Source organism: Roseospira visakhapatnamensis (assembly GCF_014197915.1).
Classification (GTDB): Bacteria; Pseudomonadota; Alphaproteobacteria; order Rhodospirillales; family Rhodospirillaceae; genus Rhodospira; species Rhodospira visakhapatnamensis.
Map to the genome: position 1 here is coordinate 1 of NZ_JACIGK010000013.1, position 19,478 is coordinate 19,478.

Here is a 19,478-nt window from a genome sequence, read left to right on the forward strand (position 1 = left end):
CGGGCTCCGGAAACGGCGGTTGTTCACTCTTCGTTCTACGCGATTCCGGACCACCTGTCACCACATGATGTGGTCCCGGACTCAAAGGGATAAGCCTCCAGCTACATTATTGTATACATGACTCTTCGTGACACGAATCATGGCATCGCCAACATAAGCCTCTTGAACAACTCCAACTTCATAATTTTTTACAGCTTTCTGAGTAAACGCATGAGTATCAACTGGCTTTACAGTAATTGATGATGCACATCCAGAAACCAAAGAGAGTATTGCAAAAAATTTTATCGTTTTTTTAAACATAAGCTCGCAACCTTTCGGCATTTTGAAAACGTTCAAGAGAAAAACTATCATTTTTTGTACAAACATGCAACCTAAAATTTAGTGCACACGAACTTGAAGCGACGAAAAATAGATGATAAAAAGAGAAGACACATCAAAATGATGAATAGAAACATTGCGGCAAAATAATTTAGGGAATTCAAGATCTCTTGGAACCAAAACACTCGGTATAAAATAAAATGCGCCCAGAACTGCTCTACCCATTGTTCCAGCCCATCGACTCCCTGAAGGGAGTGGGTCCGCGTATCGCCCCGCTGGTGAAGAAACTGATGGGGCCGAAGGTGGTGGACGCGCTCTGGCACCTGCCCACGGGGATCATCGACCGCCGCAACCGGCCCAAGGTGACCGAGGCCATGCCCGGCACGGTGGCCACCCTGGTGCTGACCGTGGACGAGCACCGCCCGGCGCCGCCGGGCAGCCGCGCGCCGTACCGGGTGGCGGCCTCGGACGAGACCGGCACGCTCACCCTGGTGTTCTTCCGCGCCAAGCGCGACTACCTGGAACGGCTGTTGCCCGTGGGCGAGCAGCGCGTCGTCAGCGGCCGGATCGAGGTCTACAACGACCTGCCGCAGATGGCGCACCCCGACCATGTGGTGCCGGTCTCGGACCTGGCGTCGATCCAGACCGTGGAGCCGGTGCACCCCCTCACCCAGGGCCTCACCCCCAAGATACTGGGCAAGGTCGTGGGGGCGGCGCTCGACTTCGGCCTGACGGTCGCCCGCACGGCCCCGGAATGGCTGGATCCGACCGTGGTGGCGCGCGAGGGCTGGCCAAGTTGGGGCGAGGCGCTCCAGGCCGCGCACCACCCGGCGGACCATGCCGCGCTGGAACCGCTGTCCCCGGCGCGGGCGCGTCTGGCCTATGACGAGTTGCTGGCCAGCCAGCTTGCGTTGATCCTGGTGCGCGCCAGCCTGCGCGAGCGCGCCGGACGGTCGCTGACGGGGGACGGCGGGTTGCGCGACACGGCCCTGGCCGCCCTGCCCTTCGCCCTGACCGGCGCCCAGCGGCGCGCGGTGGACGAGATCGCCGCCGACATGGCCCGCCCGGCCCGCATGATGCGCCTGTTGCAGGGCGACGTGGGCAGCGGCAAGACGGTGGTTGCCTGGCTGGCGATGCTGGTGGCGCTGGAGGCCGGCGCCCAGGCGGCCTTGATGGCGCCCACCGAGATCCTCGCCCGCCAGCACCTGGAGACCATCGCCCCCCTGGCCGAGGCCGTCGGGGTGCGCATCGCCCTGCTGACGGGGCGCGACAAGGGCAAGGCGCGGGAGGACCTCGTGGCCGCCGTGGCCGCCGGTGACGTCCGGGTGCTGATCGGCACCCATGCCCTGTTCCAGGCCGACGTCGCCTTCCACGACCTGGGACTGGTGGTGATCGACGAACAGCACCGCTTCGGCGTGGACCAGCGGCTCGGCCTGTCCTCCAAGGGGCGGGCGACCGACGTGCTGGTGATGACCGCGACCCCCATCCCGCGCACGCTCACCCTCACCCACTACGGCGACATGGACATCTCCCGCCTGGACGAGAAGCCCCCCGGCCGCCAGCCGGTGGACACCCGCGTGTTGCCCCAGGATCGCCTGCCCCAGGTGATCGAGGCCATCCAGCGGGCCATCGCCACCGGCAACAAGGTGTACTGGGTGTGCCCGCTGGTGGAGGAGTTGGAGACCTCGGACCTGGCCGCCGCCGAAAGCCGGTACGAGGACCTGCGCGGCGTGCTGGGCGGACGCGTGGGGCTGGTGCACGGCCGCATGACGGCGGCCGAGAAGGACGCGGTGATGGAGCGGTTCACCCGCGAGGGCGTGGACGTGCTGGTCGCCACCACGGTCATCGAGGTCGGCGTGAACGTGCCCGCCGCCACGGTCATGGTGATCGAGCACGCCGAGCGCTTCGGCCTGGCCCAGTTGCATCAGTTGCGTGGACGCATCGGCCGGGGCACGGGCCAGTCCACCTGCCTGCTGCTCTATCAGGGTCCCCTGGGCGAGGTGGCGCGGGAGCGCCTCAAGGTCATCCGCGACAGCGAGGACGGCTTCTTCATCGCCGAGGAGGATCTGCGCCTGCGCGGCGGCGGCGAGGTTCTGGGCACCCGGCAAAGCGGCCTGCCCGCGTTCCGGCTGGCCGACCTGGCGACGCACACGGACCTTCTGGCCATGGCCCGCGACGACGCCAAGCTGATCGCGCACCGCGATCCCCGTCTGGAGGGGGCACGCGGTCAGGCGCTGCGCGTGCTGCTGTATCTGTTCGAACGCGACGCGGCGGTGCGGACGCTCGGGTCGGGCTGAGGGCCGCGCCGGCGCGGGGCATCCCTAATCGTCCAGTTTCGTCGGCGCCCCGGTGTACAGCCAGGCCACCACCCCCATGAACACGAACACGAAAACGTTCAGAAGGGTATCCACAAGGGGATGGACGATCATCGGGGCACCTCCTCCCGCGCCAGGAACCGCACCAGGCTGACCATCAGCAGATGCACGATGAACAGGAAGGGCATGGCGCCCAGGGCGATGATGGACCGCACCGCGCCGATGCTGTCCGACAGGATCATCACCAGCCCCAGCGCCGCCAGGATCACCCCCCAGATCACCTTCACCCGCCCGGCCGGGTTGGCGTCACCGCCGGACGAGAACATGCCCAGGACAAAGGCGGCGCTGACCACGCTGGTGACGATGAACAGGAAGGCCGCGAGAACCACCGCCAGCGTGGTCAGGGCGGACAGCGGCAACTGCTCCAGCAGGTAGAACGTCGATCGATTGAAGTCCTCGGCGACGACCTCCAGAACGGGCAGCTCCGTCCGCAGGGCACCGAAGAACCCGACGCTGCTGAAGACGCCGAACCAGACGATCGAAAACAGGGTCGGCGCCAACAGAACCCCGAAGACGAATTCCCGGATGGTGCGACCCCGCGAGATGCGCGCGACGAACACCCCCACGAACGGCCCCCAGGCCAGCCACCAGGCCATGTAGCTGAGGGTCCAGTCCCGGAACCAGCCCTCGATCCGGGCGTCGAAGAAGGTGAAGGTGCGGAACCCGTGCGGCACCACGCCGGCGATGTACTCGCCGATACTGCCGACAATGCTGCTCATCACGTAGGAGGTCGGGCCGGCCAGCAGCACGAACACCATCAGACCAACCGCCAGGACCATGGCGGTGTTGGACAACACGGCCATGCCCCGACCGAGATCGACCAGCAGCGGCGGTAGGAAGGTCGCGCACATGCCGGCATACAGGGCCAGCGGAAGCCACGGCGCGGGATCGGTAAGGCCGAACAGCGCGACCACCCCGGCCTCCAACTGGAACACCCCCATGGCCAGGGAGCCGGCGACCCCGATGGCGATGGCGACGATGGCCGCCAGATCGGTGACCCAGCCCACCGACACGGTCGCCCGCGTCCGCCCGAACACGGCGATCAAGGGGGCGCTCATCAGCTTCGGCGTCCCCTTGCGAAAGCCGAAGTAGGCGATGACCAGCGCCACCATGCCGTAGATCGCCCAGGCATGCAGGCCCCAATGGAACGTGGTGACGAAGTGGGCGATGGTGGCCGCTTCCGCCGGGTCGACGTAGTCGCTCAGCAGCGCGAAGTGGGTCAGCGGCTCGGCGGCCCCGTAGTACAGCAGTCCCACGCCCATGCCGGCCGCGAACATCATGGTCAGCCAACTCACGGTGCTGAACTCGGGTTTGTCCCAGTCCTGCCCGAGCTTGATCCGGCCGTAGGGAGACAGGGCGAGGGCCACGATCAGCAGCAGCATCACGCTGGTCGTCAGCATGATGAACCAACCGCGACTGGTGAACAGGGTGGACGTCGCCGACGACGCCAGCGCGGACAGCCCGTCCGTGTCCACCACGCCCCACACGGCGATCACGGTGGTCATGCTCAGGGCGACCAGCATCAGGGGATTCTTGAACACAACAGGACGCTCCGCCTCTGGTGGCGGGTGACGGTACACCAGAGGACAGGACCGCGCCGTTAAAAACGGACCCCGCGTGGAGGCCCGCGGGGCCGATCACACCGCCGTCGACGAAGCGCCCCTATCCCTTCAGATGCGCGTCGAAGAAGGCCATGGTCCGCTCCCAGGCCAGGCGCGCGTCGTCCTCGTCGTAGCGGCTGCCGGACGGATTGGCGAAGGCGTGGTCGGCCTCGTACCAGTGCAGGGTCAGGCTGTCGGCCTTGCCGGCCTCGGCCATGGCCGCCTGAAAGCCCTTCACCATGGCCTGGTCGATGAACCCATCCTGGGTCGCGAAGTGGCCCAGTACCGGTCCTTGCAGGGCTTTCAGCGGCTCGGCCTCCTGGATCAGGCGGCCGTAATAGATCACGGTGGCATCGACCGGCGCGGCCACGGACGCGTTCAGCGACCACGCGCCCCCGAAACACCAGCCCACGGTGCCCAGGCGACCGGTGCCGGCCTCGTGGCTCCGCAGCCAGTCCATCCACGCGGCGCAGGTCTCGGTCGCCTCGGCCGCGTCCACCGCCTGCATCTGCGCGCGCGCCGCGTCCGGGGTCGAGGCCACCGCCCCGCCCATCAGGTCGATGGCCAGCGCCACATAACCGGCCTGGGCATATTCACGCGCCGCCGCCTTGATCTGGTCGTTGAGCCCCCACCACTCGTGGATCAGCATCACCGTCGGCGCCGGCAGCGTCTCCGGCAGGGCCAGCGCCGCCGACACCGTGCGACCCGAGGGCAGGGTAAGGCTCACCTCGTCCGTCTCCTCGGCGGCCGCCCGCGCCAGCACCGGATCGGCCAGGATGGCGGCGAAGGACACCCCCGCCAGCCCCTTCACCATGGCGCGGCGTCCCATCGGCATCATCGGTGCCGACGTCGGCGGCGGATCCGTGGCGGCCACCCCGCCGTGAAGAGCCTCATCACGCATTCCGCGTTCCTCCCTGGTTGCCATGAACCACGACCGGCGATCACTCCGATGCCGCCCACGCTTTTGACATGGTTCCAAGTGACGATGGATCAAGACCAACGCCCGACTCGATCGCACCGGTTCGGTTGCGCAGTCTTTTCTTGCGCACCGGTTTGGCACACAATGGTGGTTTCCGGGATCCCCTGGAGCCAGGGCGTCGATACGCCTCCGGACGACAAGGCATCGCGTACCATGATCCCCAAGACATCAGACCGGCCCTCCGCATGGGACGACGGCGGTCAGACCTTGGCCGTGCCCGATGGGCCGAGCGTGCTGCCCGCCTACAGGGACGCCGGCCCGCTGGCCACGCTCGCCCTGGAAACCGAACGGGACGGCCGCGTCGGGGTCTGGGAGTGGCGGCTGGACCTGGGCCGGGTCCGCTGGTCGCCGGGCCTGTTCGCGTTGCTGGGCATTGATCCCTCCGTCCGCCTGACCCTGGACGATCTTCCGAGCCTGATCGTCCCCGAGGACCGGGAGCCCTACCAGTGCTTCTTCCAGCGCTGCCAGGCCGGGGACCCGCCCAACGATACCGTGTTTCGGCTGTTCGGCCCCGACAACCGCATCCTGCACCTGCGCACTCGCGTGCGCATCCCCCAGGTGGGCGCGAACGGTCAGCCCCTGGTGATCCGGGGCACGGTGGTGGACGTCACCGAGCTTGTCGATCACGCGCGGCAGCGGGAAATCGCCCGGGAGGCCGCCGAGACCGCCCGGCGCCGGCTGGAGGCGGGCATCGCCGCCATGGGGGAGGCGTTCGCCCTGTGGGATCCCCAGGATCGCCTGGAGTTGTGGAATCGCCGGTTCGAGGACATGTATGCCGCCGTCCGGCCGCATATCCGCGTCGGCATCCCGTTTCAGGACTTCCTGCACCATTGCGTGAACGCCGGCGTGTTCGTGGCGGCGCGCGGGCGCGAGGAAGCCTGGCTGGTCGAGCGCAGCCGGGAACACGGCAACCCCAGTTCCTCCAGCGAGCACCTGCTCAGCAACGGCCGCTGGTATCGGTTCACGGAGCGACGCACGGCCGACGGCTCGTTCGTCGGGCTGCGCGCCGACATCACCGACGAAAAGCTGCGGGCCCTGGCGCTTGAGGAAAGCGAGGAGCGCTATCGCGCTCTGTTCCAGGGAAGCCGCTCGGTGCAGCTTCTGATCGCCCCCGACACGGGCGGCATCGTGGAGTGCAACGACGCGGCCTGCCGGTATTACGGATATGCGCGCGACACGTTGACCGCCCTGTCCCTGGACGACATCACCGTCGCGCGGCCGGAGGATGGCCTCGCGGCGACGCGCCGGGCCACGGAACACGTCCAGTCCGTCGTCCGGGAACGCCATCGCCTGGCCTCGGGCACAGTGCGTGACGTGGAGACGCACGCCGGGCCGGTATCGGTGAACGGCCGCCCCCTGATCTATGCCGTCGTCCATGATATCGGCGACCGCATCCAGGCCGAAACCCAGCGCGAGACCCTGATGGCCAACGTGGAGCGCGCCAATGCCGAACTGGAGCACTTCGCCCATGTGGTTTCCCATGATCTGCGCGAACCCCTGCGCATGATCACCACGTCGCTCGGCATGGTCTCGCGACGCCATGCCGACAGCCTGCCCGACGACGCCCGCGCGTTCCTGGACTTCGCCATGACGGGCGCCACAGACCTCGACGCCCTGATTGTCGATCTGCTGGACTACGCCCGGGCCGGCCGGGATGTTCGGCCCCTGTCCCTCCTGCCCAGCCGCCCCCTCCTGGAGGAGGCCCTGGGCACGCTGTCCGCGCAGATTGCCGAGACCGGCGCCGCCGTCACCCTGGCCCCCGATCCCTGGCCGCGCGTCCGGGGCGACGCCAACCAGTTGACCTGCCTGTTCATCAACCTGATCGGTAACGCCCTGAAGTACCGCCACGTGGACCGGCCGGTGCGCATCCGTCTCAGTCACACCCGGGTGAACCACGGCGGCCGCCCGTTCACCGGAATCGCCATCGCCGACAACGGCATCGGCATTCCCGCCGGCCAGCGCGACCGCATCTTCATGATCTTCCACCGCCTGCATACGCGGGAGACATACCCCGGCACGGGGATCGGCCTGGCCATCGCCCGCAAGGTCGTCAACCGCTGCCAGGGCCATATTCTCGTGGAGTCCGAGGAGGGCCAGGGCACCACCTTCACGGTGCTCTTCCCGGTCGTGCCCGACGGCGATGCGCCGCCCTAGGACCCCAACCCGCCGGCGGGTCCTGGCCCTGGGGACCACGGCCGGCCTGGCGACTCCGCTGCTCGGCACGGGCCCGGGCGCCGGGGCACGCGCGACCCCGCCGGCCCCCGGCCTCAGCCCGGCGGAGCCCGTCCCCGTCGCCGGCGTACGGGACGACGGCACCCTGGTTCTGGCCGGAGGCGAGACCCTGGCCCTGACCGCCGTGCGCCTGCCGCAAGCCGCCGATCTGCCCCGGAACCGCCATGGCGCGGGGGAGGCCGCGCGGGTTCAGGCCGTGCGAGCCGAGGCGCTGACCCGGATCCGGGCGGCTTGCCGGACGGCCGTCGCGCGACCGTGGGTGCCCGCCGTCGGACGCGACCGGCACGGCCGCCTGCTGGCCCAGGTCGAGGTGCTCCCCCCGTCCGGGGCGGCCCCCGGCGGGTCGAACGGCCGCTGGCTTCAGGCGGACCTGATCGCCGCCGGGCTGGCGCGGGTGGAGACCATGGCCGGGGCCGCCGCCGGGGCCGATCGCTTGCTGAGCCTGGAGGCCCGGGCGCGGCGCGCCCGCCGGGGCCTGTGGGCCGACGCCCTCTACCATCCGCGCCACCATGACCAGACATGGCCCTGGATCGGTACCTTCCAGATCGTGCGCGGCGTCGTGCGCGATGTCGCCTTGGTGCGCGGGCGTCTCTACCTCAACTTCGGCCCCGACTGGCGCCGGGACTTCACGGTCATGGTGGAGCGACCCCGGCGCACCGACCTGGACCCGACCCGCCTGCGGGATCTGCGCGCGCAGCTGGTCCAGGTGCGTGGCTGGCTGTTTCCCACGAACGGACCGATGATCGCGCTGGACCACGCCGCGCCCCTGGAAACGCGGGTCTGGCTGGACTGACCCCGCCATCATCACCCCGGCCGTGGTGGCGGGCGCGTCCCATCGGATCAGGCGTCATCCTCGATGGCATGCAGCGGCAGATACAGGCGCACGGTCAGGCCCCAATCCTCGCCCACCAGGACGTCCAGGCCGCATCCCAGGCCGGCCCGCGCCAGGGCGTCGGCCAGGATCAGGGCCGCGGCCTCCGGTGCCTCCCGCAGGGCCGGGGCCAGATCGGCGGCGCCCCCCTCCGGCCGTGACGGATCCAGGTTGCGCACCAGCGCGCGGATCGCGGGTCCGGGCGCCGGACCGTCGTCGGCGATGCTCAGGCGCACGCGCCCCCCGCTTTCCAGCACCGCCGCCACCGACACGCCGTTCAGGCCCGGATGCGGCGCCCGCCGGTCCGCGGCATCCGGTCCAGCCGACATCCGGTCGAACAGAGGTCCGCCCGAGGACCGCCGCCCCCCGTCCGGTGCGTCGGTGTCCGGTTCCTGCGCCTCGGCGAGAGCCGGCGACCGGTGTCGAGGCAAGGCGCCCTCGGCGCGCAACACCGCGCCTTCCACCACGTAGAACAGCACCGCCCCCAAGGCCACCGGATCACCGCGCACCACCACCGACTCGTTGCACGACAGGCGCACGCTGGCCCCCAGCGCCCGCAGCCGTGGCGCCAGCACCGACAACGTTTCCTCCAGCGTGCGGGTCAGGTCGATGGACCGGGGCCGATCCGCGTCGGCGCCCGCCAGATGGCGCAACGCGCCAACCAGATGCGCGGCGAACTCACAGTGATCCCGCAAGGCCGCGCAGGCCTCCACGATCAGGCGCGCGGCCCGGTCCTGGGTAGGGGGTAGCGGGCGGGGCACCCGGCCGCGCGGCGCGTCGTCCGGGGGCACCAGGTCCTCGCATTCGTGGCGCGCCAGGGTGGCGTGGGCGCGGATGTCCCCAAGCACCGATTGCAGTTCCTGGGCCACCGTCGTCAGGCTACGCCCCAGGGCCGCCTCCGGCGCCGCGCCCAGCAGCGCCGACCGCAGCACGCGCGCGTCGGCACGCGCCGCCCGTGCGTCCGCCTCGGCCTCGGTCGTGCGCGCCCGCAGCCCCTCCATCGCCGTCAATGCCTCGGCCAGCGCCTGTCCTTGTCCGGCATCGCCGAACCCCAGCCCGCGCGCCCGACGCCCCAGGCGGACCAGCGGCGCCACGGTACTTGCCCCGATCACCAGGGCACCCGCCACGGCCACCGCCAGCGCCCCCAGCAGCACCGCCAGCCATCCCCTGGACAGGTGATCGAGGCGCATCCGCTGTCGATCAAGCGCCGTCAGCATGACCGTGTCACCGGCCGCCAGCAGGTCTTCGGCTGCGCCCGCCACCGTCGCGTCGACCTGACGCCACAGGGCGTCCGCCTGTTCGGCGGAGGCCCTCTCGGCCGTCCGCAGGGCGGGGATCGACAAGGCCGCCTCAATGGCCGCGAACACCGGATCCACCGCCCCATCGGGGGTGGCGGCGGGATCCGGCCCAACGGCGATGGCCCGCGCGGCAAGGAGCCGGGCCTCCTGCTCCAGCACCGCCAACGCCGGCCCGTCGGCCCGCGCCGCCCGCGTCAATACGTCGTGAAGGCCGCGCAGCAGGCTCGCGCGGGACGAGTCGCGCGGGGCCTCGGGAGGCGCCGCGAGCCGCGCCAGGGCATCGAGCCGCGCGGCGATCGTCACGCCATCGACGGCCCCCGGCCGCGCCCGCGCGGCGGCCAGCGTGTCCAGGGCCGCGCGGGCCTGGTCGAGGTCGGCACGCCGGGCCGGCGTGAGCCAGGGACGCAGGATGGGATCCCCCAGCAGAACGGTGGCCTGCACCATCGCGGTCCGTCGGGACTCGGCCCCGGCGGGCCCGGTCGGCGCATGGCGGACCTGTCGCGCCATGGCCCGCGCCACGTCCAGCTGGCGAGCGGCGGCGCTTCGGTCACCGCGCACCGCCTGGGCGACGCGCACGGCCTCCAGCGCGCCCCGTGTCTCTCGCAACCGCGTCTCGATCAGCACGGCCGCGCCCATCATCGCCAGCAGCACCAACGCGGCCATCAGGCCCAGGATCAGGCCCGGTCCCGAGTTCGCCCATCGGCGCCGGGCCGGGGGCGGCCTGGGCGTGGCGGCGGGATCCGGTCCCGTCGTGCTCGACGGCTCGGCGGCGCCGTCCTGTTCGGTGGCGGTCCGAGGGGCGTCATCGGGCGGGGCCGCCGCCTCTCCCGGCGCCACGCCACCACCACCGGCGTCGGCGGCCTCCACGCGGGGTCCTTGCAGGATCATGGCCGGGCCGCCCTTGGCCGGGCGACGGTCGCCAGCGGCGCGGCGGCTTCCGGCAGCGGCAGCATGTCCCTGGCCATGGCCATGAGTCGTCCCTCGCGACGCAGGTCGATCACCGCCCGGCCCACCGCCCGCGCCAGCGCCGCGTCTCCGGGATCCACGGCCAGCGACACCGGACCGCCCGCCCGCGCGGCCCGCACCGGCCCGCCCAGCACACGGAAGCCGGCGCCCTCCCCGCGCATCAGGAAGGCCACGGCCACGGACAGCGGCAACACGGCGACGTCGGCGTCACCCTCACGCAGGGCCCGCAACACCTCGGCCTGCCGTTCGGCCAGAACCACCGAGGCCTCGGCCGGCGCCAGCCCGCGCAGGGCCGCCGCCTGATCGGAGCCGGCCACGGCCGCCACCACGCGCCCGGACAGGACCGCCAGGTTGGCAGGCTCCGCGCCGGCCGGCGGCGCGTCGTCGCCAGCGGGCGCGGCCTCGTCCACCAGGGCGGCGCGGGCGACGACCAGGGACGACCGGCGCGCGTGCGGCGGCGCCAGGACGACCCCGGCCGTCTCGTCGGGCCATGCCACGACATCGGCGGCCACCATGTCCACGGCGCCGGTCTTCAGCGCCCGCATCAGCTCCGCCGGCGCCATCATGGCGAAGCGGCACTCCGCCCCCAGGCGCGCGCAGACGGCGCGGGCCACGGCCACATGGAAGCCGCCAAGGCGTCCGTCCGGACGGGTACCGGACAACGGCAAGGCACCCTCCACCGTGGCCACGGTCAGCGATCGCCCCGGCGCCAGGGGCGACGGGACCGCGCCGTCCCGGGTCCGATCGCCGCCGGTAGCCATGATCGCGGCCGCCAGCCCCAGGCCGGCGACCACCAGCACACTGACCGTCAGGCCAGCCCGTCCCCAAACCCCGCGCGGCGGCCGACCCGGCGCGGATGCAGTGTCAGACCCTTTTGGTTTCACGCTTACTCGGTGTCACGGCTATAGATATAGAGGGTTCCGGTTTCCTCGAGGATGCCGAAGTAGTTCAGCTTGTGATAGCGCGGCCCGGTGGGTTGCCCCGCCCAGATGATCGGCACCTCCCACAGCTCCTGTTCGCCGGACCCGATCACGTAGAACGAAATGGCGGTCCCCGAGACCGACACGGGGTGGTAGATCGCGCCGCTCTTGGGGTCCAGCGTCGGCTGGCCAAGCCGCAGATCCGGAATGCGATGGATGTGCCACTTGCCCAGCCGGGTGCTGTGCCCGGCCATGGCGGTCAGCGTGTCGGCGGGCTGCATCTGCGGCACCGCCGCCGCGGCCCCGGATGCCCCGGTGTCCTCGGACCCCGCGTCCGACGAGGCGGCGGCATCGGGCACGCGCCCCGGGGCGTCCGACTGGCCCATGGCGTCGGGCACGGTGGCCAGCAGCACGGCCCCGGTCAGCACCACAGCAAAGACACCGGTGACGCTCAACACGGTCCGTCGGGTCTCCAGGGACACAGAAATTCGCGACATGGCGTCAGCTCACCCAACAGAGGTTGTCCTGGGCGCAGCTTATCAGCCGATCGCGGGCCTTGCCAACGACGCCGCGCCGGTTTCGGCCCCGGATCGGCGCCGGCGATTGACACGGACCGCGCCCCGAGAAAATCTGATCACCGTCGGTCAACCCAAGGTGACAGAAAGGCCCGATCGTCATGGCCCACGCCCCTTCCGACAGCCTGTCGACGGACGAGTCCCTGCTCGCCGAGGTCCGGACGTTCCTGGCGGCGCATCCCGACACCGTCTACGTCGACGGCCTGTTCTTCGACCTGTGCTGCGTGGTGCGGGGCAAGCGCTATCCGGTGGCCGACGCCGACGACCTGTTCGTGAAAGGCATGCAGATCCCGGAATCCATCGCCCTGCTGGACGTGACCGGAGACTGCAACGACCCCCTGGGGCGGGGCTTCTCGGACGGCGATCCGGACTGCGTGGCGATGCCCATCCCGGGCACCCTGGCCGTCATTCCCTGGGGCGACGTGCCCAGCGCCCAGGTCATGCTGACGCTGCGCGCCCAGGACGGATCGCCGGCCCTGGTGGACCCGCGCACCGTCCTGGACCGGGTCGAGGCACGGCTGAGGGCCGACGGGCTGTTCCCCCGGGTGGCCATGGAACTGGAGTTCTACCTGATCGATCCGGAGCGCGGCGCGGGCGGCGCCCCGCGCCCGCCCATCTCGCCGGTCACCCGGCGCCGCGACCTGCGCACCCAAGTGTACGGCATGGCCGACCTCGACGACTTCCAGGTCGTGCTCCGGGCCATCGAGCACGCCTGCCTGCTGCAGGGCGTGCCGGCCTTCACCGCCAGTTCGGAGTTCGCCCCGGGGCAGTTCGAGATCAACCTCAAGCACGTGGACAGCGCCTTGCGGGCGGCCGACCATGCGCTGTTGCTGCGCCGGGTGGTGGAGTGGGTGGCCGAGCGGCATGGCTTCGAGGCCACCTTCATGGCCAAGCCCTATCCGCATCACGCCGGCAACGGCATGCACGTACACATGAGCCTCGCCGACGCGGCCGGCGTCAACCTGTTCGACGACGGCACGGATGCCGGATCGGCGGTGCTGCGCCACGCGGTCGGCGGCATGGCCGCCGCCATGGCCGAAAGCATGGCGGTGTTCGCCCCCAACGCCAACAGTTACCGGCGGTTCGCGCCCAATCTGTATGTTCCGGTCAACGCGAGCTGGGGCATCAACAACCGTTCGGTCGCCTTCCGCGTGCCCGCCGGGGATGGCGGCGGCCGGCGCATCGAACACCGCGTGCCGGGCGCGGACGCCAACCCGTACCTGGTGCTGGCGGCCATCCTGGCGGCCGCCCATCACGGCATCGCGCGGACGCTGGACCCGGGTCCGGCCGTCCACGGCAACGCCTGTGAACAGGTGGATCGGACCATCCCCTGGACCTGGCGCCGCGCCCTGGAGGCGCTGGGCACCGGACGCATCCTTCGACCCGCCCTCACCGAAGCCTACGTGGACCTGTACAAGGCCACGAAATGGACCGAGATGGAGAAGTTCCAGGCGGTCATCGCCCCGCACGAGTACGACTGGTACCTGTGAGCGGTGCCCGCCGGGGGCTCGCGAACGGCATCCTATGGAGACACCCTCTTTCTTTTCGCGGCAATTTTCGCTAAACTTTCGATGCTCTCAAGTGTCTTGCCCATACGATGGCCGATCAGGGATCGGGGGCACCTCGCATCCCGTCGGGTCCTGAGGTCGTGGCGGTTTGGGCATCCTCGTTTCGGTTACGGGCATGCCCCGAGCGCCGGGGCCTGTGACCCGCGTTACAGACGGGGGGCGCGTGCCTGTGTCATGGGTCAGGATGGCGGGGAGTCGGGACAAACGGACACCGTTCGGCGATCTGATCAAAACCGGCCCGAAGATCGAAAAGGGGTCACGCATGCTGGCGCGACGCATACGCATGTCAGGGGCACGCCTTGCCCGCAACCGCCGTGGCAGCGTGTCCATTGAGTTTGCCCTGGCGGCGTGGCCGCTGTTCCTGATGATCATCCCCATTTTCGAACTGGGCGTGATGCTCACCAGGGAAGCGGTGCTGTACGGCGCGATGTACGAAGGCGCCCGGCAGCTGCGCACCGGCGTGGTGCAGAACACCGGCGAGACGTACAACGACGAAAAGGCGGAAGAAAAATTCACGGAGATCGTGTGCGACAATCTATTCGATTTAGTAGACTGTAGCGACATTGCCTATGACGTGCGGACCTTCAAAAAATATGACGACGTCGAACTGGACGACCTGGGGACAGGATCGGACGGTATGCCGAAAGGCACGGTTTTCGATCCGGGCGGAGCCACGGATATTACCACCGTCCGTATTTACAGCCAACACAAGTTCGTGACACCATTTCTTGGGAAGTTCTTCAATGACGACGACGTTAACGGCCGACTTCTGATGTACACGATGATCGTGAAAGGCGAACCATGGGACTGATTCGTCGCCTTCTCCGTTGCCACCGCGGCACCGTGGCGATTGAATCGGCCCTGATCTTCCCGGTCTTGGTGACCATGCTGCTGGGCATGGTCGAGATCACGCACTACCTGGAGGCGTCGCGCAAGGCGACGATCACCGCGCAGACGGTCGCCGATCTGGTCGCCCAGCAAGCCGTCCACGACGACGCGTCCATCGCGGATATCCGCACCGCCGCCGTCCTGATGATGCAACCCCTGGCCACGGACCCCGACAAACTCACCATGGCCGTGGCCAGTGTCGGCTTCGACGCCGGCAAGGACCTGCGGATCCTGTGGCAGCACAACTCCGGGAACGGCTCCGTGACGATCGATCCGGCCCTTGCCGATGGGCTGAGCGACGCCGGAGAAAGCGTGATCATCGCGGTCGTTCAGCATGACTACGAAAGCTTCCTGAAGTACATCATCAAGGAGCCCCGTCTCCTGGACCAGATGTCCTTTGCCAGGCCTCGCATCGCGCGACGCATCGCCCTCAACGGGTCAGTGGACCATAATCCATGATCGATAACGACCGCACCCAAGACCACCTCCCGTCCGTGTGGCGCGACACGCGCGGCGTGACCGCCGTGATCTTCGGCCTCATGGCCATCCCGCTGGCGATCGCCGCCGGAATGGCGATCGACCTGGGCGTCGCCTACTACGTGAAGGCACGCCTGGCCTACGCCGTCGACGCCGCCGCCCTCGCCGTGGGCTCGACCATCGCCAGCGATGTGGACCTGGACGAACGCGCGGAGAACTTCTTCGACGCCAACTACCCCGACGGTGGGATCGGGTCCGTTCACGACATTCTGGTCTCGACGCAGGGGAACACCATCACGGTGTCGGCCTCGGCCACCTTCGACACGTTCTTCATGAAGATCGTCGAGCGGGACACCATCACCGTGCATGCCGACGCCCAGGTGGTCCGCGCCATCCGGGGTCTGGAGGTGGCCCTGGTGTTGGACAACACGGGCTCGATGCACAGCAACAACAACATCGGCGCCTTGCGGACCGCATCCAAGGATATGGTGGACATCCTGTTCGGGACCGAAACCACCCACCCCAACCTGTTCGTGTCCATCGTGCCCTATGCCGCCTCCGTCAACCCGGGCCCGGCGGCCCTCGGCGGCCTCACGTCACCGACTCCCCCCTCCTGGTGGCCAGAGCCCGGTGATGAGGGGTATGTACCGTTCAACCACACACCCGCGAACCTGGACAACATCCTCGATCCCCTGAACGGCCAGGGTTGGAAGGGATGTGTCATTGAGCGCACCGGCGCCGACCTGATGGGCGATGACAACGCTAGCGGATGGGAGCCATACGCCTGGGAACCGGAGGTGTCGAACAATTACGACATCACCGACATGATGAACACGGTGCGCTATGACCCATCCGAGTATGGCAATGATGCCGGTGGTCCGAACCTGGGCTGTCCCTCGCGCATTGTGCCCCTGACCAACGTGAAGAGCACGTTGATCAACAACATCGCCAAACTGGAGGCCTGGAACCGGGGCGGCACCATGAGCGACCTGGGCATGGCCTGGGGACGCCGCGTGCTGTCGCCGGCGGCCCCGTTCACCGAGGGAGAGCCCTGGGATGAGCCGAACTGGATCAAGGCGATCGTGCTGATGACCGACGGGGATAATCAGTTCTACAGTCCTAGCAAGAATTACAACGGCACGTACAATAAATATAACAATGAAGTCTACTCGGACTACACGGGCTACGATCGACTGGAGGCCAGCAACCCGCGTCTTGGAACGAACAGCAAGAGCAAGGCCAAGAATATCATCAACGCCAATCTTGCCGCCGTCTGTGAGTCGATCAAGCAACAGGGTATCGTCGTCTACACCGTCACATTCACCTCCAGCATCAACGCCACGACAAAGCAGATATACAAGGATTGCGCCACCGACCTGACCAAGTGGTTCGACAGTCCGTCGCAGGAGGACCTGAAGAACTCGTTCAAGGCCATCGCCGTCGAACTGTCCAAGCTGCGGGTCAGCCGCTGATCCAAGCCGATCCCCTACGCAAGAACAGGTCGCATGACGGGACCCCGCGCGAGGTCCCCTCGCCGTCATTCTTCCCGTCCCCGCCACCGGAGCCGTCCCCCGTGCCTCGCCCTGTCACCCGCCGCGCCGTCGCCATCCTGCTGCTCGCCGCCCCTCTCGCCGCCTGCGGCACGTCGGGCGGTGGCAGCGCCAACCGCTGGGCCGCCCCCGCCGGGGTGACGCCCGCGCGACAGGACGTCGATGACCGGACCTGCAAGCGCAAGGCCGACGACTATGCGATGCGCCGGGTGATCTCCCCCGGCCGCGTCGGCGCCGACACCGGCCACGCCGGCAACAGCCCCATGATCCAGGCCGACCGGGCGAAAGCCGGCGACGCCTTCCGGCGATATTACAGAGAGTGCATGCTGGCCCTGGGATACACACCGAAGTAGGGTCGCACCCCATGCCGCCCTATGCTGGCGGCGTGCCGTTCTCGCCCAGAACCGCGCCGGCCAGATAGAGCGACCCGCAGACCAGCACACGGCCGGGCCGCGCGGCACGGGTCGTGATGCCCGCCAGGGCCTGAGATACATCCCCCTCCTCGTCAACGGAACAGCCCGCCGGCGCCACCGCCCGCGCCCGGTCCGCCAGCACCGCCGGGGGCACGCCGGCCTGGGTCCCGGGCACCGGCACGGCATGAAAACTCGTCGCCCGCGCCAGCAGGGGGGCCAGGAAGCCGGCCTGATCCTTGGTGTCCAGCATGCCGGCGATCAGATGCAGCGGCCGGTCGTCCCAATCCGCGAGCACCACCGCCAGGGCACGGCCGGCGTCGGGATTGTGCCCGCCATCAAGCCACAGGTCCCAGCCCGCCGGAAGCCGACCGGCCAGGGCGCCCCGCTCCAGCCGATGCAGGCGGCCCGGCCAGATCACGCCCGTCAGCCCGGCGCGGATGGCGGCGTCGCCGGGAGTCAGGCCGGACGGCAGCGCGCGCGCCACCTGGATCGCCAGCGCCGCGTTGGCCCGTTGGTGCACGCCGAGCAGCGCCGGCGCCGGCCAGGACGCGCCGGCCACATGCACCCCGCCGTCGCCGGCGGTTTTCCAACGCCAGTCCCGGCCGCCCAAGACCAGGGGCGCACCCACCTCGGCCGCCCGCCGCGTCAGCACCGTCGCCGCATCGGGCGCCTGGGCGGCGGCGACACAGGGCACCCCGGGCTTGAGGATGCCGGCCTTCTCGAAGGCGATGGCGGCCAGCGTCTCGCCGAGGAACTGCTGATGATCCATCGACAACGGCGTGATTACCGTCACCGCCGGCCGCTCGACCACGTTGGTGGCGTCCAGGCGCCCGCCCAGGCCGGTTTCCAGCAAAACCACATCGGCCGGCGCCCGCGCGAAGGCCAGCAGGGCGGCACAGGTGGTGATCTCGAAGAAGGTGATCGGCCGGCCCGCGTTGGTCCGCTCGCATTCCTCCAGCAGGGCCGCCAGATGATCCTCGTCGATCAGGCGTCCTCCGCCGGCCCGTGCCAGGCGGATCCGCTCGGCGAAGCGCACCAGGTGCGGCGAGGTGTACACATGCACCCTCAGCCCGGCCGCTTCCAGGATGGCCCGCAGGACCGCCACCACCGAGCCCTTGCCGTTGGTCCCGGCCACATGCACCACCGGCGGCAACCGTCGCTCCGGATGCCCCAGATCGGCCAGCAGCCGCCAGACCCGATCAAGCACCAGGTCGATGACCTTTGGGTGCAGGGTCATCAGCCGCGCCAGCACCCGATCGGCGGGCGGCGGCGCGGGCGTCCCGACGCTCACGCCCCGGGCGGGGGGCGGTCGGCGGCGGTGGAGGCGGCCTCGCTGTTCTCGACGATGGTCTCGCCGGATCGGGCCGCCTTGGTTCCACGCGATCCGTGCGCCTTGCCCTCGCGCGCCGGGTCGTCCTCGGGTGTTTCCACGTCGGGATGGGGCGTGTCGCTGTCATCCACCGGTCCGGTGGGCTCGGTCTCCCGATGGCCGCCGGAGGGAGAGCCGACGTCTTCCGTGGGCACCGGCAGCGGCGCATCGCCCGGCAGGTGCGGCTGCATCAGCAAGCGGATCACCCTGGCCAGCGTCGCCTTCAACTGGTCACGGGGCACGACCATGTCCACCATGCCGTGCTCCAGCAGGTACTCGGCCCGCTGGAAGCCCTTGGGCAGCTTCTCGTGAATGGTCTGCTCGATCACCCGGGCGCCGGCGAAGCCGACGATGGCGCCCGGCTCGGCGATGGCGATGTCGCCCAGCATGGCCAGCGATGCCGTCACCCCCCCCGTGGTCGGGTCGGTCAGCACGACGATGTAGGGCAGGCCCGCGTCCTTGACCATGTCCACGGCCACGGTCACCCGCGCCATCTGCATCAGCGACAGGATGCCTTCCTGCATGCGGGCGCCGCCCGAGGCGGGAATGAGCACCAGCGGCGCCTTCTCGGCGACCGCCAGTTCGGCGGCGACCACCACGCCCTCGCCCACGGCCATGCCCATGGAGCCGCCCATGAACTCGAAATCGAAGGCCGCGACCACCGTGGTCCGCGCCTCGATCGGCCCCTTGGCGACGATGATGGCGTCGCTTTCGCTGGTGCGGGCCTGGGCATCCCGCAGGCGATCGGTATAGCGCTTGATGTCGCGAAACTTGAGCGGATCGGCCGGCACCTTGGGCAGCGGCACGCGGTCGTGCACGCTGTCATCGAACAGCATGGCCAGGCGCCGCTTGACCGGCAGGCGCATGTGGTGCCCGCACTGCGGACAGACCCGGCGCGCCTTGTCCAGCTCCTTGTGGAAGATCATGTGGCCGCAGTCGGGGCACTTGTGCCACAGGTTGTCCGGAACCTCGCGGGTGGTGCCCACCAGGCTGCGGATCTTGGGGCGGACGTAGTCGGACAGCCAGTTCATGGATGCTCCCGAAGGCAACGGACACGGATCACGGACAGGACGGACTC

16 protein-coding genes are annotated in these 19,478 nt (G+C 69.4%); 8 read left to right on the plus strand and 8 right to left on the minus strand.

Annotation, left to right across the window (positions count from 1 at the left end; genetic code table 11):
- Positions 1-81 precede the first annotated feature (81 nt).
- Positions 82-336, minus strand: coding sequence for a hypothetical protein (locus GGD89_RS09820; protein WP_184044655.1), 255 nt, complete (start codon positions 334-336; stop codon positions 82-84).
- Positions 337-518: 182 nt separating this feature from the next.
- Between GGD89_RS09820 and recG the strand changes: the two genes are divergently transcribed.
- Positions 519-2,615, plus strand: a complete 2,097-nt coding sequence (recG, locus tag GGD89_RS09825) for an ATP-dependent DNA helicase RecG (RefSeq protein WP_184044658.1) — start codon at positions 519-521, stop codon at positions 2,613-2,615.
- A gap of 128 nt (positions 2,616-2,743) precedes the next feature.
- Here the strand turns inward: recG and GGD89_RS09830 are convergent, their stop codons facing one another.
- Both GGD89_RS09830 and GGD89_RS09835 read right to left on the minus strand, forming a co-directional pair.
- Entirely contained in the window at positions 2,744-4,234 is a 1,491-nt protein-coding gene (locus tag GGD89_RS09830; RefSeq protein WP_184044661.1) for a BCCT family transporter, read from the minus strand.
- Between the two features lie 121 nt (positions 4,235-4,355).
- Positions 4,356-5,195: a dienelactone hydrolase family protein gene (locus GGD89_RS09835; RefSeq protein ID WP_281396700.1), complete on the minus strand. Its 840-nt coding sequence runs from the start codon at positions 5,193-5,195 to the stop codon at positions 4,356-4,358.
- A 291-nt stretch (positions 5,196-5,486) separates the two neighbouring features.
- Between GGD89_RS09835 and GGD89_RS09840 the strand changes: the two genes are divergently transcribed.
- Positions 5,487-7,427 (plus strand): ATP-binding protein, encoded by a 1,941-nt coding sequence (locus tag GGD89_RS09840; protein WP_184044663.1) that lies wholly within the window; start codon positions 5,487-5,489, stop codon positions 7,425-7,427.
- Complete coding sequence (locus tag GGD89_RS09845; RefSeq protein WP_184044665.1) at positions 7,414-8,298, plus strand: thermonuclease family protein; 885 nt, start codon at positions 7,414-7,416, stop codon at positions 8,296-8,298. Before GGD89_RS09840 ends, GGD89_RS09845 begins: the two co-directional genes overlap by 14 nt.
- Before the next feature lie 47 nt (positions 8,299-8,345).
- Here the strand turns inward: GGD89_RS09845 and GGD89_RS09850 are convergent, their stop codons facing one another.
- From GGD89_RS09850 to GGD89_RS09860, 3 genes are all read right to left on the minus strand, one after another.
- Positions 8,346-10,562, minus strand: coding sequence for a hypothetical protein (locus tag GGD89_RS09850; protein WP_184044667.1), 2,217 nt, complete (start codon positions 10,560-10,562; stop codon positions 8,346-8,348).
- Positions 10,559-11,440 (minus strand): transporter substrate-binding domain-containing protein, encoded by an 882-nt coding sequence (locus GGD89_RS09855; RefSeq protein ID WP_184044669.1) that lies wholly within the window; start codon positions 11,438-11,440, stop codon positions 10,559-10,561. Before GGD89_RS09855 ends, GGD89_RS09850 begins: the two co-directional genes overlap by 4 nt.
- A gap of 86 nt (positions 11,441-11,526) precedes the next feature.
- Positions 11,527-12,057: a hypothetical protein gene (locus GGD89_RS09860; protein WP_184044671.1), complete on the minus strand. Its 531-nt coding sequence runs from the start codon at positions 12,055-12,057 to the stop codon at positions 11,527-11,529.
- 179 nt (positions 12,058-12,236) lie between these two features.
- Between GGD89_RS09860 and GGD89_RS09865 the strand changes: the two genes are divergently transcribed.
- The 5 genes from GGD89_RS09865 (at position 12,237) to GGD89_RS09885 (ending at position 16,971) form a co-directional block, all read left to right on the plus strand.
- Positions 12,237-13,625, plus strand: a complete 1,389-nt coding sequence (locus GGD89_RS09865; RefSeq protein ID WP_184044673.1) for a glutamine synthetase family protein — start codon at positions 12,237-12,239, stop codon at positions 13,623-13,625.
- 340 nt (positions 13,626-13,965) lie between these two features.
- Entirely contained in the window at positions 13,966-14,514 is a 549-nt protein-coding gene (locus GGD89_RS09870) for a TadE/TadG family type IV pilus assembly protein (RefSeq protein WP_184044676.1), read from the plus strand.
- On the plus strand, positions 14,505-15,050 hold the full coding sequence (locus GGD89_RS09875) for a TadE/TadG family type IV pilus assembly protein (RefSeq protein ID WP_184044679.1): 546 nt from the start codon (positions 14,505-14,507) through the stop codon (positions 15,048-15,050). Before GGD89_RS09870 ends, GGD89_RS09875 begins: the two co-directional genes overlap by 10 nt.
- Positions 15,047-16,540: a TadE/TadG family type IV pilus assembly protein gene (locus GGD89_RS09880; protein WP_184044681.1), complete on the plus strand. Its 1,494-nt coding sequence runs from the start codon at positions 15,047-15,049 to the stop codon at positions 16,538-16,540. Before GGD89_RS09875 ends, GGD89_RS09880 begins: the two co-directional genes overlap by 4 nt.
- A 101-nt stretch (positions 16,541-16,641) precedes the next feature.
- The gene (locus GGD89_RS09885) at positions 16,642-16,971 is read left to right on the plus strand and encodes a hypothetical protein (protein WP_184044684.1); all 330 of its coding nucleotides are present in this window, start codon (positions 16,642-16,644) and stop codon (positions 16,969-16,971) included.
- 19 nt (positions 16,972-16,990) lie between these two features.
- On the opposite strand, the gene GGD89_RS09890 is transcribed toward GGD89_RS09885, so the two are convergent.
- Positions 16,991-18,322, minus strand: a complete 1,332-nt coding sequence (locus tag GGD89_RS09890) for a bifunctional folylpolyglutamate synthase/dihydrofolate synthase (protein ID WP_425503028.1) — start codon at positions 18,320-18,322, stop codon at positions 16,991-16,993.
- Entirely contained in the window at positions 18,319-19,431 is a 1,113-nt protein-coding gene (gene accD / locus GGD89_RS09895) for an acetyl-CoA carboxylase, carboxyltransferase subunit beta (RefSeq protein ID WP_184044687.1), read from the minus strand. Before accD ends, GGD89_RS09890 begins: the two co-directional genes overlap by 4 nt.
- Positions 19,432-19,478: the final 47 nt, after the last annotated feature.